Source organism: Pedobacter psychrophilus, from assembly GCF_001652725.1.
GTDB lineage: Bacteria > Bacteroidota > Bacteroidia > Sphingobacteriales > Sphingobacteriaceae > Pseudopedobacter > Pseudopedobacter psychrophilus.
Window position 1 is genome coordinate 93,562 of the sequence record NZ_LWHJ01000022.1, and the last position, 17,666, is coordinate 111,227.

General features: G+C 33.6%; 11 protein-coding genes. All 11 read left to right on the forward strand.

All coding sequences use genetic code 11. From position 1 onward, the window contains the following. Nucleotides 1-12 precede the first annotated feature (12 nt). Entirely contained in the window at nucleotides 13-1,197 is a 1,185-nt protein-coding gene (locus A5893_RS05330; protein ID WP_157687473.1) for an endo-1,4-beta-xylanase, read from the forward strand. Between the two features lie 148 nt (nucleotides 1,198-1,345). Then, nucleotides 1,346-2,050, forward strand: coding sequence for a ribose 5-phosphate isomerase A (gene rpiA, locus A5893_RS05335; RefSeq protein ID WP_068821528.1), 705 nt, complete (start codon nucleotides 1,346-1,348; stop codon nucleotides 2,048-2,050). A gap of 274 nt (nucleotides 2,051-2,324) precedes the next feature. Then, complete coding sequence (locus tag A5893_RS05340; RefSeq protein ID WP_068821529.1) at nucleotides 2,325-3,128, forward strand: biopolymer transporter Tol; 804 nt, start codon at nucleotides 2,325-2,327, stop codon at nucleotides 3,126-3,128. Nucleotides 3,129-3,180: 52 nt separating this feature from the next. Further along, the gene (locus A5893_RS05345; protein WP_068821530.1) at nucleotides 3,181-4,284 is read left to right on the forward strand and encodes a glycoside hydrolase family 88/105 protein; all 1,104 of its coding nucleotides are present in this window, start codon (nucleotides 3,181-3,183) and stop codon (nucleotides 4,282-4,284) included. 87 nt (nucleotides 4,285-4,371) lie between these two features. Continuing rightward, nucleotides 4,372-6,009, forward strand: coding sequence for a glycosyl hydrolase family 28-related protein (locus tag A5893_RS05350; RefSeq protein WP_068821531.1), 1,638 nt, complete (start codon nucleotides 4,372-4,374; stop codon nucleotides 6,007-6,009). A gap of 2 nt (nucleotides 6,010-6,011) precedes the next feature. Then, a complete protein-coding gene (locus A5893_RS05355) occupies nucleotides 6,012-7,325 on the forward strand; it encodes a glycoside hydrolase family protein (protein ID WP_068821532.1) in 1,314 nt (437 codons plus the stop codon). 200 nt (nucleotides 7,326-7,525) lie between these two features. Beyond that, nucleotides 7,526-9,979, forward strand: coding sequence for a T9SS type A sorting domain-containing protein (locus A5893_RS05360; RefSeq protein WP_068821533.1), 2,454 nt, complete (start codon nucleotides 7,526-7,528; stop codon nucleotides 9,977-9,979). 26 nt (nucleotides 9,980-10,005) lie between these two features. Continuing rightward, complete coding sequence (gene bglX, locus A5893_RS05365) at nucleotides 10,006-12,249, forward strand: beta-glucosidase BglX (RefSeq protein ID WP_068821534.1); 2,244 nt, start codon at nucleotides 10,006-10,008, stop codon at nucleotides 12,247-12,249. Nucleotides 12,250-12,502: 253 nt separating this feature from the next. Further along, the gene (locus tag A5893_RS05370; protein WP_068821535.1) at nucleotides 12,503-13,687 is read left to right on the forward strand and encodes a glycoside hydrolase family 88 protein; all 1,185 of its coding nucleotides are present in this window, start codon (nucleotides 12,503-12,505) and stop codon (nucleotides 13,685-13,687) included. 10 nt (nucleotides 13,688-13,697) lie between these two features. Beyond that, nucleotides 13,698-15,863, forward strand: a complete 2,166-nt coding sequence (locus tag A5893_RS05375; protein ID WP_068821536.1) for a polysaccharide lyase family 8 super-sandwich domain-containing protein — start codon at nucleotides 13,698-13,700, stop codon at nucleotides 15,861-15,863. A 12-nt stretch (nucleotides 15,864-15,875) separates the two neighbouring features. Next, on the forward strand, nucleotides 15,876-17,636 hold the full coding sequence (locus A5893_RS05380; protein WP_068821537.1) for a T9SS type A sorting domain-containing protein: 1,761 nt from the start codon (nucleotides 15,876-15,878) through the stop codon (nucleotides 17,634-17,636). The last annotated feature ends 30 nt before the right edge of the window (nucleotides 17,637-17,666 follow it).

The window sequence follows — 17,666 nt, forward strand, 5'->3', positions numbered from 1 at the left end:
AAATCTATGAAAATGAAAAAATTAACTTTAATCGTAGTGTTGGGATTTTGTGCAGTAAGTTGTAAAAAATTAGAAACAAAATCAGAATTTGTTGATTCTTCTGACAAAAATATACAGATTCAAAACGTAACTTATTCGCCAAATAATCCATTATTAAAAGCCGCAAATGATGATGTGATGATTGGTGCTGCAATTAATGAAAATAGATTCAACAATTCTCTCTACACCAATTTGGCAGGCAACCAATACAACAGTATTACCGCAGAAAACGAGATGAAATTTGCGAACACGGAGTTAACGAGAGGTAATTTTACTTATGGCGGAGATCAAGTTGTTTTATTTGCTCAAAACCATGGGATACATCGTGTACATGGTCATAATTTGATTTGGTACACTAGTAATCCAAGTTGGTTAGCCAATGCAACTACATCTGGAATGACAACCGACCAAACTTACCGTTCAATAATGAAAAATCACATAAGAAATTTAATTTTTCATTATGCAACCTTTAAAAATCCTGATGGCTCTTTTAGAATACAATCATGGGATGTAGTGAATGAGGCAATGGATGACAATGGAAATTTGAGAAGTTGTATCTGGACTCAAAAAATTTCTGGTGAGGCATACACTTATATTAAGCTAGCTTTTCAATATGCAAGACAAGCCGCTATTGATGCTGGACAACCTGATTTAAAATTATTTTATAATGATTTTGGACATGAATATTCTAAAACTAAAAGTAATGCAATTGCTAACCTTGTAAATCGTTTACAAAATGAACCACTTATTGGTGGTAAAAAAATTATAGATGGTGTTGGTTTGCAAATGCATACCAGTTACACTAGACAGGTTTTTGAGAATGGTAATGGATTGGCAAACGTTGAGTACGGAATACAAACCATGAAAAATACTGGTTTAAAAGTACATATTTCAGAATTAGACATTAGAGGGGATAATACAAATATTAACAATAGCACTGCCATAGGCGGACAAAATTATAGATACTTTAATATTCCTCAACTCTATAGAAAAATTGTTCCTGTAAATCAAAGATGGGGCATCACTTTATGGAATATTGGAGATGGTGACTCAAGCCAGGGGCCAAATAATACGGCAACTCTTTACGATACTAATTACAATAAAAAGAGTATGTACCAACAGTTTTACGAAGGGCTTAACGAGGGTTTACAAATATAATTTTCTGCAATTGATTGTATAATAATCAATCATGTGGGTAGAATTTTCATAGCTATCCACATGGTTTTATTTGTAATTTGATGTAAGTCTTATTAAAAAGTTTATTTAAAAGTATAGATTTAAATTTTTTATTATTTAATTGATTTAAATGGAAGATTATAAGTTTGAAGCCGCTAAAGCTTCGGTAGATTTTATTAAGCATGGGCAAAAAATAGGCGTTGGCGCTGGTTCTTCCATATTTCATATGATAGATATCATATTAAAAGACACAACTCTAGCACAATCTTTATCTTTTGTTTCATCTTCCTTTAAAACCCGCCAGTATTTACGCGAAAAAGGTTTAACCGAGCAATTATCTTCTAACATTGAGGGATTAGACCTATATTTTGATGGCTGCGATCAATTTGATACTGAACTTAATGCTTTTAAAAGTGGAGGAGGAATTCATACCAGCGAAAAAATTATTGCTGCTAGCGCAAAGGAATTTATATTGGTTGGAGATGAAAGTAAGTTTGTTGAAAAACTTAATAATAAACATCCTTTAGTGATAGAGATTTTACCAGAATCATTATCATTGGTTCTCAAAAAACTTCAATTACATTACCCACAATCTGTTGTAGCTATTAGAATGGCTTCTCAAAAAGATGGTGCCGTTATTACAGAAAATGGAAACCTTCTGGCCGACATTAAATTTTCTGTCATTCCTGATTTAAATGAACTAAATATTAAGATTAAAATGATAACGGGAATTGTTGAGCATTCTTTATTTTATAGAATGGCAAATAAAGCAGTTATAGCAGGTGAACAGGGAATCAGAATTATTAATCCTATTTATGATAATGCTATTAAATAGATTATAATAATGTTTAAGAAATCAATAAAAGCTACATTTTGAACATTTGTATACCTAATCAGAAACATACCATCCCCTATTTAAAATTTTTAACAGCGTAAATTTGGTTTAAACCAATATTTATAAACAATCAATTTATTAGAATTAGGAATACAATTTATCAAAAAGCTTAGATATGCTATGCACATCTTGTTTTACAGAATTGACGAATTATCCAAATTTTAAATAAAAATTTTAATTTATTATAAACACAATACATAAACTTAGGTAATACATGAGAAATTCGAAACAGTTAAAAAACCGATATTATAATTTTTATAGCAATAGAAATACATCATTATTCATCTTGATTTTAATGTTTACAAGTTGTATCATCTCTTGTAAAGTTAAAAAGACGACAGCAGTAGTTGTACCAGAATGGTCACTTCCAGGTTCTTCCACACATAAACAAGTCCCACCACCAATAGATTTTCATCGAGTTACAAAAACATCAAATAAAAACATTGGCATTTTTGATGGGCAAAGTGATATAGGGGCTGCTCTTGTACCCGGATCGTCAAGTTTTGATCCTATTTCAAAAGAGTATACCATCAATTCTGCAGGTTATAACATTTGGTATACAAGAGATGAATTTCGTTTTCTGTGGAAAAAAATGTCTGGTGATATATCTTTAGCTGCCGATGTTAAATTTCCTGTTGCAGAAGGTTATTCAGATAGAAAGGCAGTAGTAATTATCAGACAAAGCCTTGATGACGATGCTGAAGAAGTAATGGTTGGTCGTCACGGAGCAGGCTTGATGCACATGGCTTGGAGGCCAGAAAAAAACACCATGATTCAACAAATGAAAGTTCCAGAAAAAGGTGCTATGCGAATTGGAATAGAAAAAAAAGGAGATAATTATGCAATGTTCATTAGTTTAAACGGAGAACCAATGCATCAGCTAGGAAATCCAGTTAAAATAAGTATAACAGAACCTTTTTATGTTGGCATTGGCTTTACATCACACATTCCTGATAAATCAGATACTGCAATACTTTCTAACGTAGTATTAGAAAACGTTGCTGGGAAAGTGAGATAAAATTTTTATTTAAAAAATAGCTGATCCTGTTATATACAACCTAAAACTTATCATGAAAAACAAAATTTTAATTTGTGCTTTATTAGCCACTATAATTTTTACACAAGCTTGTAACACAACTAAAAAAGTAACCGCAAATCAAGCTAATTCTGATACAGAAAAAGCTATGATTAAAGCTTTACAGTGGCAAGAAGCGCATCCAATTGTAGAAAAATCGCCTATGGATTGGACAAATGGAGCATATTATACAGGGGTGGTTAAAGCGCATGAAGCAACCAAAAATCCTGAATTTTTGAATGCTTTAAGAGGAATGGCAAAGAGTAATAATTGGCAAACTTATATCCGTATAAATAGTGCTGATGATGTAGCCATCAGCTATGCATACCTTTATTTAAAGACAATTGGAGATAAGGATGTCAATCTTAAACCAACCGAAGATTTTATAAAAAAACATTTAGCATATCAAGAAACCCAAAAACGTGATAAACCTTTATGGTGGTGGTGTGATGCGCTTTTTATGGCTCCACCTGTTTTTACCGTACTTTCAAAAGTAAATAATGATCCTGCTTTGCTTGATGAAATGTATAAACATTATATAGAAACTTATGATTTATTGTACGATAAAGAAGAACATCTTTTTGCAAGAGATAATCGGTTTTTATGGACCGGTGCAAGTACAGATAAAAAAGAACAAAATGGAAAGAAAATATTTTGGTCTAGGGGAAACGGATGGGTTTTAGGCGGTCTTGCCTTAATATTACAGGATATGCCAAAAAATTATGTTCATCGTCCTTTTTTTGAACAACTATTTAAAGAAATGGCAACCAAAGTTAAAACCTTACAACAACCTGATGGTATGTGGACTACTAGCTTACTCTCACCAGAATCTTACGATCACACAGAAACTAGTGGAAGTGGATTTTTTACTTACGGTATTGCCTGGGGAATTAACAACGGATTGTTAAAAGCTTCTGAATTTAAGCCTGTGGTAGCTAAAGCTTGGCCCGCACTGCTGAAAATTCAAAAAGAAGATGGAATGGTTGGCTTTGTTCAAAATATAGGATTTGATCCACGCCCTGCAACAGCAGAAAGCTGGCAAAATTACGGTACTGGCGCATTTTTGCTTGCAGGTAGCGAAGTTCTGAAAATGAAATAAGCTCAATTTTAGTTTGAGTGATAAATGGAGCTGCCAAATATCAAATAGGTTAAGCTTATTTTAACATTAAATCGTTAAAAAAATATAATGACCAAAAAACCTTTTTTGCTAGCTGCTTTAATGTTCGCTATTCTTCCTGCTTTTTCCCAAAATTGGAGAAGTAGTTTATATCCACAAAATTGGAAACCTGGGATGCAAGATAGTGCCGGAAGATTCCTTCACGATTTTTCTTATGCCGGGTACCATCGTGGAGAGAAGGCAATTCCGCATACAAAAAAGAATATTACAGATGTTACTAAGTCGCCTTATTTTGTTGATAATACAGGCAAAGAAGAAGTAACGATAGCAATTCAAAAGGCATTAACTGATGTAGGCCAAAATGGGGGCGGGGTAGTTTATTTACCAGCTGGAAAATATAAAGTAGATGTTTCTGCTGCTAAAGCTAATTCTTTAAAAATCAATTACAGCAATGTGGTTTTAAGAGGTGCTGGGATAGGCAAAACATTTATATTTAATGATAATGCTAACGTTAGAAACGTTTCTATTATACAGGCTAAACCACTTTCTGGCGGAAATTGGCTAAAGCCAGAAAGTGAAGTTGTTAGCATAACAAAAGATTTGTTGCTACCCACTCAAACTATTCCGGTTTCATCTACAAAAGATTTTAAAGTTGGAGATTGGATAATTTTAAGATCTGATGTTACCAAAGAATTTATTAAGGAACATGATATGGATAATCTGTGGGCAACCTCTTTAGTAGGAACTATGTTTTACAGATATATTACTGCAATCAATAAAAAAGACAACACCATACAGGTTGATGCACCTACCAGATATTTTCTTAAACTGCGAGACAATGCAAGGATTTACAAAGTGAAGCCTGCATTAAGCGAGGTTGGGATAGAAAATTTTTCGATTGCTAATCAGCAATCTGTTTTGCCTGGTTTGGGTAATTTAGAGTTTGATACTAAAGGTACAGCTGCTTATGAAGTTCATGGTGCTAACATGATTATGATTAATAGCGCCATTAATTGTTGGATTAAAAATGTAAGTACCTATAAGCCTGAAGAAAATAAAGACGATTTTCATTTGGTTTCTAGTGGAATATTATTGCAGAGTTCCAGATTTGTAACGGTTGATTCTTGCTCTTTTCAGAAAACCCAATATTATGGCGAAGGCGGTAATGGATACATGTACACTTTAGGATCAAATGATTGTTTGATTAAAGATTGTTTTGCAGCATACGCCCGTCATAATTACGATTTTAAAACAATGAAAAGCAACGGGAATGTTATTTTACGTTGCAGGGGAGAAAATTCAAGTCTTGCCAGCGATTTTCACATGCATCTAAGTATGTCTAACCTTTTTGATAACACTACTTTAAATAAAGATTTTTTAGAGGCTAAATTCAGACCTTGGGGTACATTGCCAGATATGCATGGTTATCCAACTACACAAAGTGTTTATTGGAATACCGTTGGTGAAGCGTATCCAAAAAAATCTCCTTATGTTATCGATTCAGAACAGTTTGGTTGGGGATATGTTATCGGAACAAGTGGCCCAGCTAGTGATGTTAAAACTTCGCCAACTGCCGGGAAAATAAAAGAGTATGAGTATGATTCTTCTCCAGAAGATTTTAAGGAAGGAATAGGTACTGGGGATCATTTAATGCCAAAATCTCTTTATTTGGATCAATTAGAAAGACGGTTAAAAGCCCATAAATAAAAATGAAAATCATTTTAATCTCTATTCTGATCATCTTTTACAGCGATTTTACTATTGCTCAACAAAACGTTAAATCTAAAAATGAAAGTTTAGCTACTACAATAAGTCCTTACTTATTTGGTCAAAATGCGTGGGAAAAAAACGAAATATTTAAAGTCATTGATGATATAAAAGCAGTCCATTATCAAACCATAAGGATAGGCGGAAATGGATATGAAAACGGTGGCTTTATGAATAAAGAGGTCATTAAACTAATTGATTACGCTCGTTCTGTTGGTGCAGAACCAATTGTTCAAATGCCACGTCAGTTAAAAAATGATGATAAAGCTTTTAAGGCGATTTCTTATTTAAATGGCGAATTACATAAAAACATCAAATTTTGGAGTATTGGTAACGAACCAGATCATCATAATCAATTGTCTTCGCCAGAAGAAGTATATGATTACTTCATAAAAATTGCTGCCCAGATTAAAAGATACGACCCCAAGGCAACAATAATGGGATTCGATTTAGCATCATACAAACTAAAATATCTAACAAGGCTTTTAGGAGGTGATTTGGATGTGACTAAAAAAGTTCCCAATCAAGATTACTATTATTTGGATATAGTAAGCTTTCATAACTACAAATTTAAAGACATTACAGGTTTTGAAAAAAATGTAAAAGATTTAAATCAATTATTAAATCCTATAAATTCAAAAAGAGAAGAGAGTGAAAAAATAGGATGGGCAATTACCGAATTTAATTCACATTGGATTGTAGACAAAAGTTTAGGGGAAGATTTTTTACCGTACAGTTTTTATAACGGACAAATTTTTGCCGAGATGTACGATTTGGGAATGCGAGAGGGAGCTTTTACCATTTGCCCTTGGAGTATTTTAGAGGGAGGAGCGGATAGGGAAGGAACAGATTTAGGGATGTTTGACTTAATTGGAGGAAAATATTTTCCGCGGTCCAATTATTATCATACTCAAATGCTGACTCAAAATTTCCGTAGTATCTACCTAAGTCATCAAAATAAGAGTGAAATTACGGTAATACCAATGGGCGATAAATTAGGTGTTTCTGTGATGATTATTAATAAAAATAAATCTAATGGCTTTAAGTATAAGTTACAACTTAACCTGGATAAGGACAAAAATAATCAAGATGTAATTGCAATTGATGCAAATTTAAAAACAGTTTTAAAAATTGATATACAACCTGCATCTACACAGATGTTTATATTCAATAATAAAGGTAAACTTATTAAAAAATACACCTATTCATCTAAGGATGAAGAGATGAAAAACCCACCTAAAATAGAAACGTTTTAAAAATTCATCAACTTTCTAAATAATACATTTGTAGCCCGAAATAAGCATAAATGTATACCTCTTATGATTTTTAATTGCTAGATATTTGAATTATCCAATTAAAATTGGAAGCCAATTATTCAACCTTGTAAAAATCAAATTGTAAGAAATTCATAAAAGATTTCTTCTCAAAAAAACCATAAAAAATCAAAATCGATCGTATGAAAAAAACGTTACTCTTTGTATCATTTTGTGCAATTTATTTTTCCGCTAATGCACAGTTAAACTATAATTTTAATGCAGCAAATGGAAGCCCAACTTCGGGAATTCCAAGTGGTTTTTCCGCTAGTGATGTCACGGCTAATAATACTGACAAAACCTCAGATTTTTTTACCACAGTTTCTCCATCAAGCGGATATAACGGGGCAAGCTGTACTGGAAATATCACAACAGCCGCTAAGGCAGGCAATGCTGCAACAAATATTGCTAACTTATCTTATTTTGAATTTGCCATTACGCCATCATCAACAGAAAGAGTAAAAATTTCTAGTATCAGTTTTGGCTCAAGATCTATAGGCACTAGTGGCGGACCAACATCGTATGTAATTCGTACAAGTATTGATAATTATGTGGCCAATGTGTCATCAGTAAACATCAACTCAAGCTCTATATGGACACTTTATAGTAACCAATTTTCTCTGCCGCTAATTGGGGCTATCAACACCGCTGTAACCGTTAGAATTTATGCAAATAACGGAACTGGAGCTGTTGGAACTACAAATAACTGGCGGATAGATGACTTAAACATTAATTTTTTAAATCGTCCAACAATCTCAAATTATTTAATGGGGCAAAATGCGTGGCTACCAAAAGGTACTTTTGGTAGTGCAGTTTATAACGGACAACTTAATGTGCTTTGGCCAACTATAAAAGCGAGTGGCGTAAAAATGATTAGGATTGGAGGGGCCTGGGCAGAAGGAGCAATGTTGCCAGGAGATAAAGTGGTTGATTTGATAGATTCTATTCGAAAAATAGGCGCAGAACCAATGGTTCAAGTAGCTACTAATAGAGGAAATATTTCTGCCACACAAGCTGCAAACCTGGTGCAATATGTTAATATCACAAATAACAGAAATGTGAAGTATTGGATAATTGGAAATGAACCAGATATTGGATCAACAACTGCTCCTGTTGCTACCGTTGCTACCTATATTAAATCTTTTTCTTCAGCAATGAAAGTAAAAGATCCAAGTATTTTAATTGTAGGGCCAGAATGTGCTTATTATAACAGTAATTATTATCCATCATTAATCGGTGGTGCTAATGACATTACTGGGAAAGATGCTAATGGTAGGTATTATGTAGATGTCATATCTTTTCATACCTATCCTTTTAACGGGACGCAAACAAGGTCTCAGGTTGTTTCTGGTGGACAAAGCTTATCCAATAATGTAGATAATTTATTAAATTTAATGAATAATGCTAATGTTTTAAATAACAGAATAGGCGCTGATCAGCTGAAATGGGCAATTACAGAATTTAATGTGAATTTTAGTAATCCTACTACCAATAATATTTCTGGCGTTGGAGTTCATTCATTTTTGAATGGGCAATTTTGGGCTGATGCATTTAATGTTGGAATGTCTAAAGGAGCATTAACTATTACGCCCTGGTCGGTGCATGAAAGCGGTGGTGGTAGAGGAACAGGAGATTTAGGTTATATGGATGGATCTGGTGTTACATTAAAACCTCGTTCATCTTATTATCATGAAAAAATGATTTCTGATAACATTAAAGGCAATTATATCCAATCTGTCAATAATCAAACTTTGGTAACAACAATTGGCGCTATTAGAAATGATACGGTATCGGTAATGTTGGTAAACAAAAGTGATGTAACCAATTACGGTTACGCTTTACAATTATCAGAACAACCAGTTACTGATCCTGCCGTTATGAAAATTAATTTGTTTGCAGATATCAACGTACTTTATAAGGATAATATTGATGCACAAACAACTGTAGTATTGGTGTTTAATAAAACCGGTGCTTTAATTAAAAAAATAGTTTATGGTATTACACAGGCAACAAGTCAGATAGCACCTTTAGAAACAAATTATATATTACCCTTAACATGGATAAATTTTTCTGCACAAAAACAAAGTAACGGAAGCGTTTTATTAAACTGGCTTGTTGGTGATTTAGTAAACACACAGTTGTTTGAAATTGAAAGATTAGTTGGAAATGATTTTTTATCTATAGGCGTTAAAAACTCAACAGACGGAAAAGGTAATCAGCTTTACAATTTTGTAGATAAAATCCCATTTAATGGGACTAATTATTATCGAATAAAACAGTTGGATAAAAATGGGGACTTTACTTATTCTAAAATAATCTCCATTAATGTTTTAAATTACACTCAGCAATGGGAGGTTTATCCTAACCCTGCAAGTAGTGAAAATCCTTTATTCCAATTAAGATTAAATGAAGATGCAAAGACACTAATCATATCATTATATGATTCATCAGCTAAGAAAATTATCGAAAAAAGCCTAATTAATTTAAATAAAGGGAGTGATGTAATCATAAACCCAGAAATTTTAAAATCAGGTTTCTATTTTATAGAGGTTACTCAAAATGGAATAAAGAAAACCGAAAAGTTAATTGTAAGATAAAACCAATAAAAATTTATAAATAATATATGCAAATCATTAAGCTGGCAAAAGATTTTAAGATACTTACATTTTCGCTTTTGTTGATAACCATATCAGCCAAAGCCCAAAAAACCACTATCGAATTTAAAGTAGATTCCGTATTAAACCTGATGACCTTGCAGGAAAAGGTTGGTCAACTTAACCAGTTAAATGCTGGTGATGTTACCGGACCGAGCGATGAAAAAAACAGAAACATACTTGAAGAAATACGTAGTGGTAAATTGGGGTCATTACTTAATGTTAGGGGTGCTAAAATCACCAATGAATTACAACAAGAAGCCATGAAATCGCGGTTAAAAATTCCGTTAATCTTTGGTCAGGATGTAATACATGGTTATAGGGTAATTTTTCCGATTCCTTTAGCTGAAGCTGCCTCTTGGGATTTGGATGAGATTAAATTATCAGCAAGAGTTTCTGCCAGAGAAGCATCCTCATCAGGCATAAACTGGACATTTGCTCCTATGGTAGATATTGCCAGAGACCCACGTTGGGGCAGAGTAATGGAAGGTGCCGGCGAGGACCCTTATTTAGGTTCTGCCATTGCAAGAGCCAGGGTTCAAGGTTTTCAAGGAACTGGTTTAGGAGATTTAAATGCAGTAATGGCTTGCGCCAAACATTTTGCAGCTTATGGGGCCGCAATTGCGGGAAGGGATTATAACGCAGTTGATATGAGTAAGAGGCAACTTTGGGAAGTTTATTTGCCGCCATTTAAAGCCGCTTTAGATGCCGGTGCTGCAACATTTATGAATTCATTTAATAGTTTAAACGGCACTCCTGCAACTGGAAATAGTTATCTGCAAAGAGATATTTTAAAAGGAGCATGGGGGTTCAAGGGGTTTGTAGTTAGCGATTGGGATTCAATTAAAGAAATGGTTGCACATGGTTATGCCAAAGATTTAAAAGAAGCCGCACAAATGGCCATTGCCGCCGGAAACGACATGGATATGGAAAGCAAGGCTTACGATAATAATTTAGCCAATTTGGTAAAAGAAGGAAAGGTAAATATAGACCAGGTTAATGAAGCCGTTAAACGCATACTAACCAAAAAGTTTGAACTAGGATTGTTTGATAACCCCTATCGCTTTAGCGATGAAAAAAGAGAAAAATTAGAACTCAACTCTTCAGCAAATAAAGCATCATCAAGAGAGGTAGCCAAAAAAAGTATAGTATTGTTAAAAAATGAAACAGGAATTCTTCCGCTTTCAAAATCTACAAAAACCATTGCTTTAATTGGTCCTTTAGTTAAAGCAAATCAAGATATGAGAGGTTTTTGGGCCCTTTCATGGGGAAAGGATGATATTCCTGTTTCTTTATATGAAGGCGTAAAAAATAAATTGGGAAATTCTACTAATATATTGTACTCAAAAGGTTGCAATACTAACGATAGCATTAAAAGAGATTTTACTGAGGCGATAGCAACCGCAATGAAAGCAGATGTAGTTGTTATGGCAATTGGAGAAACCTTCGATATGTCTGGAGAAGCAAAAAGCAAAGCTGATATTCATATTCCAGGGATGCAGGAAGAATTGGTTAAGGCAATTGTAAAAACCGGAAAGCCGTTGGTAGTTTTGGTAATGGGTGGCAGACCTCTTGTATTTAATTATACTGCTACTAATGTAAAATCAATTTTATTTACATGGTTTTTAGGTAGCCAAGCCGGAGATGCAATGGCAGATGTACTTTTTGGAGATTATAATCCTGCTGGAAAGCTGCCTATAACTTTCCCCAAAAGTTTAGGTCAAATTCCAATTTATTATGCGCAAACAAATACCGGAAGGCCATTTGAAGAAGGTAAAAGCCCAAATTATAGATCTGTTTATTTAGATATTAGCAACTCGCCACAATATGCATTTGGTCATGGTTTAAGTTACACCACTTTTAAATACAGCAATCTTAAGTTAGATAAAGCCGAGATTGCATTAAATGATACGATAAAAGTAAGTGTTGAAATAACAAATTCAGGTAAATATTCAGGAGAAGAAGTGGTACAACTTTATATAAAAGACAAGGTTGCACAACCTGTAAGGCCAATATTAGAATTAAAGGATTTTCAAAAAATAAAGTTAAAGCCCGGTGAAACTAAAAAGCTCATTTTTTATATCGAAAAAGAAAAGCTGTCTTTTTATAATGATGATTTAAAATGGATAACACAGCCAGGCGATTTTGAAGTAATGATTGGTAGTTCTTCCGATGATATTAGGTTGAAAAGTGATTTTGTGTTGAAAGAATAATAGCTTTTAAATTTATTTCTAAATATAATCTCAAAGCCTGACTATTTAAGAGCCAGGTTTTTTTATGCTCAAAAAATCAAATCAATAAGCCATTAATGTTTTTTAAAGCGGCTTTTTTACTCATTTGCCCCTTAATCACGGTACAAATGTAATCTATAATTTAAGGCTTATGTACCTAGTTTAGCATTACAATTTAAGGTGCTAGAATCTTTAATCTAGTACTAGTTTATAACCAAGATATCCTTTATTTAAAATGCGAAAATCCTTAAGCTTCATCTTATTGATGTTGGCCTGTTTATCCACTTATGCGCAAAAGACTAATGTTAACCGTGAATTTCGTTTTGCCGAAAATCAAATAGACTTTATGTTAACAGAAATCAATAATCTACCAGCGGGCGGCAAAGAAGTTTCCCCGAGAACAGTAGAGGGTGATAAATTAAAGATGTCTGTGGCTGGAGATTGGACCAGTGGATTTTTTCCAGGTGTATTATGGTTTTTATATGAATATTCTGGAGATAACAAGTGGAAAATAGAAGCTCAAAAATATACGACCAATCTGAAAAGTCAACAATATAATAAAGGCACTCATGATTTAGGCTTTATGATTTATGATAGTTTTGGAAGCGGTTATAAGTTAACTAAAGACACTAGCTACAAAACTGTACTTATAAATGCCGCAAAATCTCTTTCAACTCGGTTTCATTCCATACCTGGTGTTATCCAATCTTGGGAGCATCTTCCAGAATTATGGAAATATCCCGTGATTATTGATAATATGATGAATTTGGAATTACTTTTTGAAGCTACAAAACTAAGTGGAGATTCATCTTTCTATAAAATTGCAGTTCAACATGCAAATAATACTTTAAAAAATCATTTCAGAAAAGATTTTAGCAGTTATCACGTAGTAGATTATAATCCCGAAGATGGTTCTGTTATTAAAAAAACAACCCATCAGGGCTATGCAAATGAATCATCTTGGGCAAGGGGACAAGCCTGGGGTTTGTATGGTTTTACCATGTGTTTTAGAGAAACAGGTGATAGTACTTATTTAAATCAGGCTAAAAACATTGCCACTTACATTCTTAATTCTCCTAAAATACCAGAAGACATGGTGCCTTATTGGGATTATGACGACCCTGCAATACCTAATGCACCACGTGATGTTTCTGCTGCGGCAATAACAGCTTCAGCATTGTTTGAATTGGCTAACGAAACCAAAGAGCCATATTACGAAGCTAAAGCCCAACAAATTTTAAAGAGCTTGATTAAAAATTATAAATCTCCAGAAAACGGAGAAAAAGGTTTTATAACAGATCATAGTACAGGACACAAACCTTACAAAAGTGAGGTAGATGTGCCTATTATTTATGCTGATTATTATTATTTGGAGGCTCTTTTGAGAAGCCAAAAAAATTACTTTGAAACTGGTTCTTAGGCTTAAATAAATGAAAATATTGAAATTATCACTTTTTACTTTTTTACTTTTTTTTGCAGTACAATGTTCTGCCCAATCTTTCCTGGGTACCTTAGAAAAAAACATTGAACATTATTATCAAAAAGGCGATAGTGGCTATAACGCCTTAGACAGCATCATTAATAATCTTGAACAAGATCCTGATGCAGTAGATATGGTTACCAAAGAGGTATACCAGAAAAAAACATTAGAGGTTAAAGAGGTAAATCAATTATTATCAAGTTTTAATTTAACTACAGGAAAATGGAATGACATCAACTATGAAGATAAAAACGAATCTGGTTGGGATCCTAAAATACATACCGAAAGAATTTTATTATTAACCTCATTATACACAAATCCTCAATCTCAATACTATCATAAAGCGGAGTTTAAAAACCTATTGCATAGTGCACTAAAATATTGGTTTGATGCTAATTTAATTTGTAAAAATTGGTGGTATAATGAAATTGGAATTCCTAAAACTTTAGGGCCGGTTTTTATTATGTTAAGGGATGAACTTTCTGCCGATGAAATTAAAGGAGCAGTTACCGTTTTAAACCATTCTAAAATAAAAATGACTGGCCAAAATAAAGTTTGGCTTGCAGGGAATGTACTCTTTAAAGCAATATTAATAAAGGATGAAAGCTTAGCCAAACTATCTAGGGACACTATATTCTCGGAACTTAAAATATCTGGGGCAGAAGGTATCCAAATAGATAATAGTTTTCATCAACATGGTCCTCAACAGCAATTTGGAAATTACGGATTATCATTTGTGAACACCTTAAGTTTTTGGTCTAGAGTTTTTTCTGGAACTTCTTTACAGATTGATAATGAGCGTATTGCCGTTTTAAGAAATTTAATGTTGCAAGGGTACAGTTGGATAACCTGGAAAGGATATTTAGATATCAATTCATTTGGAAGGCAGTTTTTTAAGGGTGTAGATAAAATTAAAGCATTGGCGATAGCCTATTCAATACTTGATATGACGTTTGTAGATGCCGCAAATGCAGATCAATATAAAGCTTTCATATCCAGAAATTACACTTCAAATTTTTCACCTCAACTTAACGGGACAAAACATTTTTGGCGTTCGGATATGACTGTTCATAGGTCACCAAATTGGTTTGCAACTCTAAAAATGTCATCCAATAGGGTTCAAGCTACAGAAATGGTAAACCGCGAGAACTTAAAAGGTTACCATTTAGGAGATGGGAATTATTTTATAAATGTTAAAGGGGATGAATATGAAGGTATCTTCCCTTACCTAAACTGGAAAAAACTTCCTGGGGTTACTAATTTTCAAACATCAGAACCGATAAAGGTTTTAGGATATTCTGGATTTAGAAATAAAGGCGATTTTACTGGAGGAGTGGTAAGCGGTAAAAATGGGATATCAGCTTTAAAGTTAAACCGTGACTCATTAAGTGGAAATAAAGCTTATTTCTGGTTGAATGATAAATTGATATGCTTAGGATCTGAAATTTCTAGTGTTCTAAAACAGCCCATATTTACTACTATCAACCAAACTAATTTAGAAGGCCCAATATATTTTAATGATGGAAATACTAAAGAACTAAAAGATACCACTTATCAATCTAATGCTATAAAATGGGTTTACCATAATAATATAGGCTATTATAATCTGCAACCATCGGCTATTGCTATTTCATCAAAAAATCAAACAGGTAGTTGGGGAGATATTGCCTTTGTTTATGATAAGGAAAAACCCATTACTAAACCAGTTTTCACCTTAGATATCAATCATAATTTATTTTCAAAATCGGGTAGTTATGCTTATGCAATAGTGCCAGATGTAACGCTTAATCAGTTTAAAAATTTGAAACCAGATTTTACAGTTGTACAAAACAATAAAAATGTACAGGCAGTAGCATCTACAAATAGAACTACTTTAATGTTGGCGGTTTACGAGCCAAGTGCTATACAAGTTAAAACGTTTCCAGCTTTAAAATTTACCTCACCAGGTTTATACATTTTTGAAAAAAGTAAAAATGGATGGTTAGTTTCCATTTCAGACCCTACACAAAAACTTAGAACGGCAATTTGGGAGATAGCAGGGAAAAAGCAATCTACAATACTCCCTAACTCATTAAACAAAGGAGAATCAGTTCAAATAAACATACCAATTAATTAAACTTTAATCATCATGAAAAGAAAATTACTCACAACATTAATTTTTGCTTTAGGAGCATTTTATGCATCTGCACAATTTACTCCTGGTAATTTGGCAGTGTATCGTTACGGAAATGGAACAGCAGCTTTAGCTAACGATGTTACTGTACCAGTTTTTATAGACGAATATACACCTGCTGGTGTTTTAGTTAAAAGCAGAGCAATTCCAACTACAGATATTGTAACTGGTAGCTTTACCAATCTTAAACTCACAGGACTAGGAAGAGATGTGAATGGTAAATATGTGAATGAAGGAATTTCTACCTTATCCCAAGACGGTAAATATTTAACCATTTTTGGATATAACCAAGCTGTTGGAGGCGCAGTTCCTACTTCAGCAAACGGATTGGTAGTAGGTGTAATTGCTGCAGACGAAAGTTACAATAGCACCACCACACTTTCTAATGATCCCACAACAGGATTAGGATTTCCAAGATCTGCCGTTACTGACGGAACTGGTATTTGGGCGAATGGTTCTCAAAATGGAATTCAATATACAACATTGGGTGGTACTAGCAGCACTCGTATAAATACAGTTGGTCAGCAAAATGCCTCAAATAGTTTAATTATAGCTAAAACCTATTCCTCTGGAGTTCTTGGTGCAAATAGACTATATGTAGCAAACGGTTTCGGAGGCACATCCTTTCCTTTTGCCACACCTTTACCTACAACTTCTACATCATTTGATGTTACTGGACCATTTACATCATCTATAACAGCTAATCAGGTTGCTTTTGTTTCAGTTGGAACAAGAACACTAATTTATGTTGTGGACGGAGCAAGTAATTCAATAAGAAGATATTGGCTAAACAGTGCTGGTGCTGCATTAATTTTTTATGGACCATCAGGATCTGCGGGATTTACAGATGGCAATTTTACTAATATTAAAAGTATAACGGCAACGTATAACTCTACATTATCAACCGGTACTAAAGCAGTAGTTGATGTTTATGTTACAACATGGGGAAATGACGGCACAGGGACTGAAACTTCTAAATTACTAACGTTTCAAGATGCATATACACCTGGCTCTACTATAACAACTTACGGTACTGGAGCAACCGCAACGGCTAACCAAGCATTACTTGCAAGTACAGCATTAGTAATAAAAGAAGCCCCAGCAAATACATTATTCAAAAGTGTAACTTTTGTTCCAACTGGTAGTACTGCCATTGGTACAGGAACTTTACCTGTAAACCTAACCGGTTTTAACGGAAAAAAATCCGGAGATAATGTTATCTTAAACTGGGCTACTTTAAGCGAGCAAAATAACTCGTACTTTGATGTTTTACGTTCTGGTAATGGAAAAGATTTTTCTAGCATCGGTAAAGTTACCGGTAATGGAAATTCTAATGGTAAAATCAATTATTCTTTTACCGATAAAACCCCAGAGTTTGGTACCAATTATTATCACTTAAATCAGGTAGATTTTGATGGTAAAACAACTCCATCAGAAACTGTAGCTGTAAATTTTGGTTTTGCAGAAAACCTAACATTGTCAGTAAGTTCATCAACAGATAACAGTGGTTTAACAGCGGTTATAAACACCCCAGCAATTGTTAATGGTAAAATTAACGTAATTTCTATATCCGGACAGCAAGTTGCAACAGTTGATGTAAGTTTAGAAAAAGGTAAAAATTATATCGATATTCCTTCAAAACTTCAACCCGGTGTTTATGTAATTACTTTATCTAGTGATAAAGGAAAAATATCGCAAAAAATTAGTTTAAGATAATTTCTTTTTAATAAGGCTTAAATAAATGTT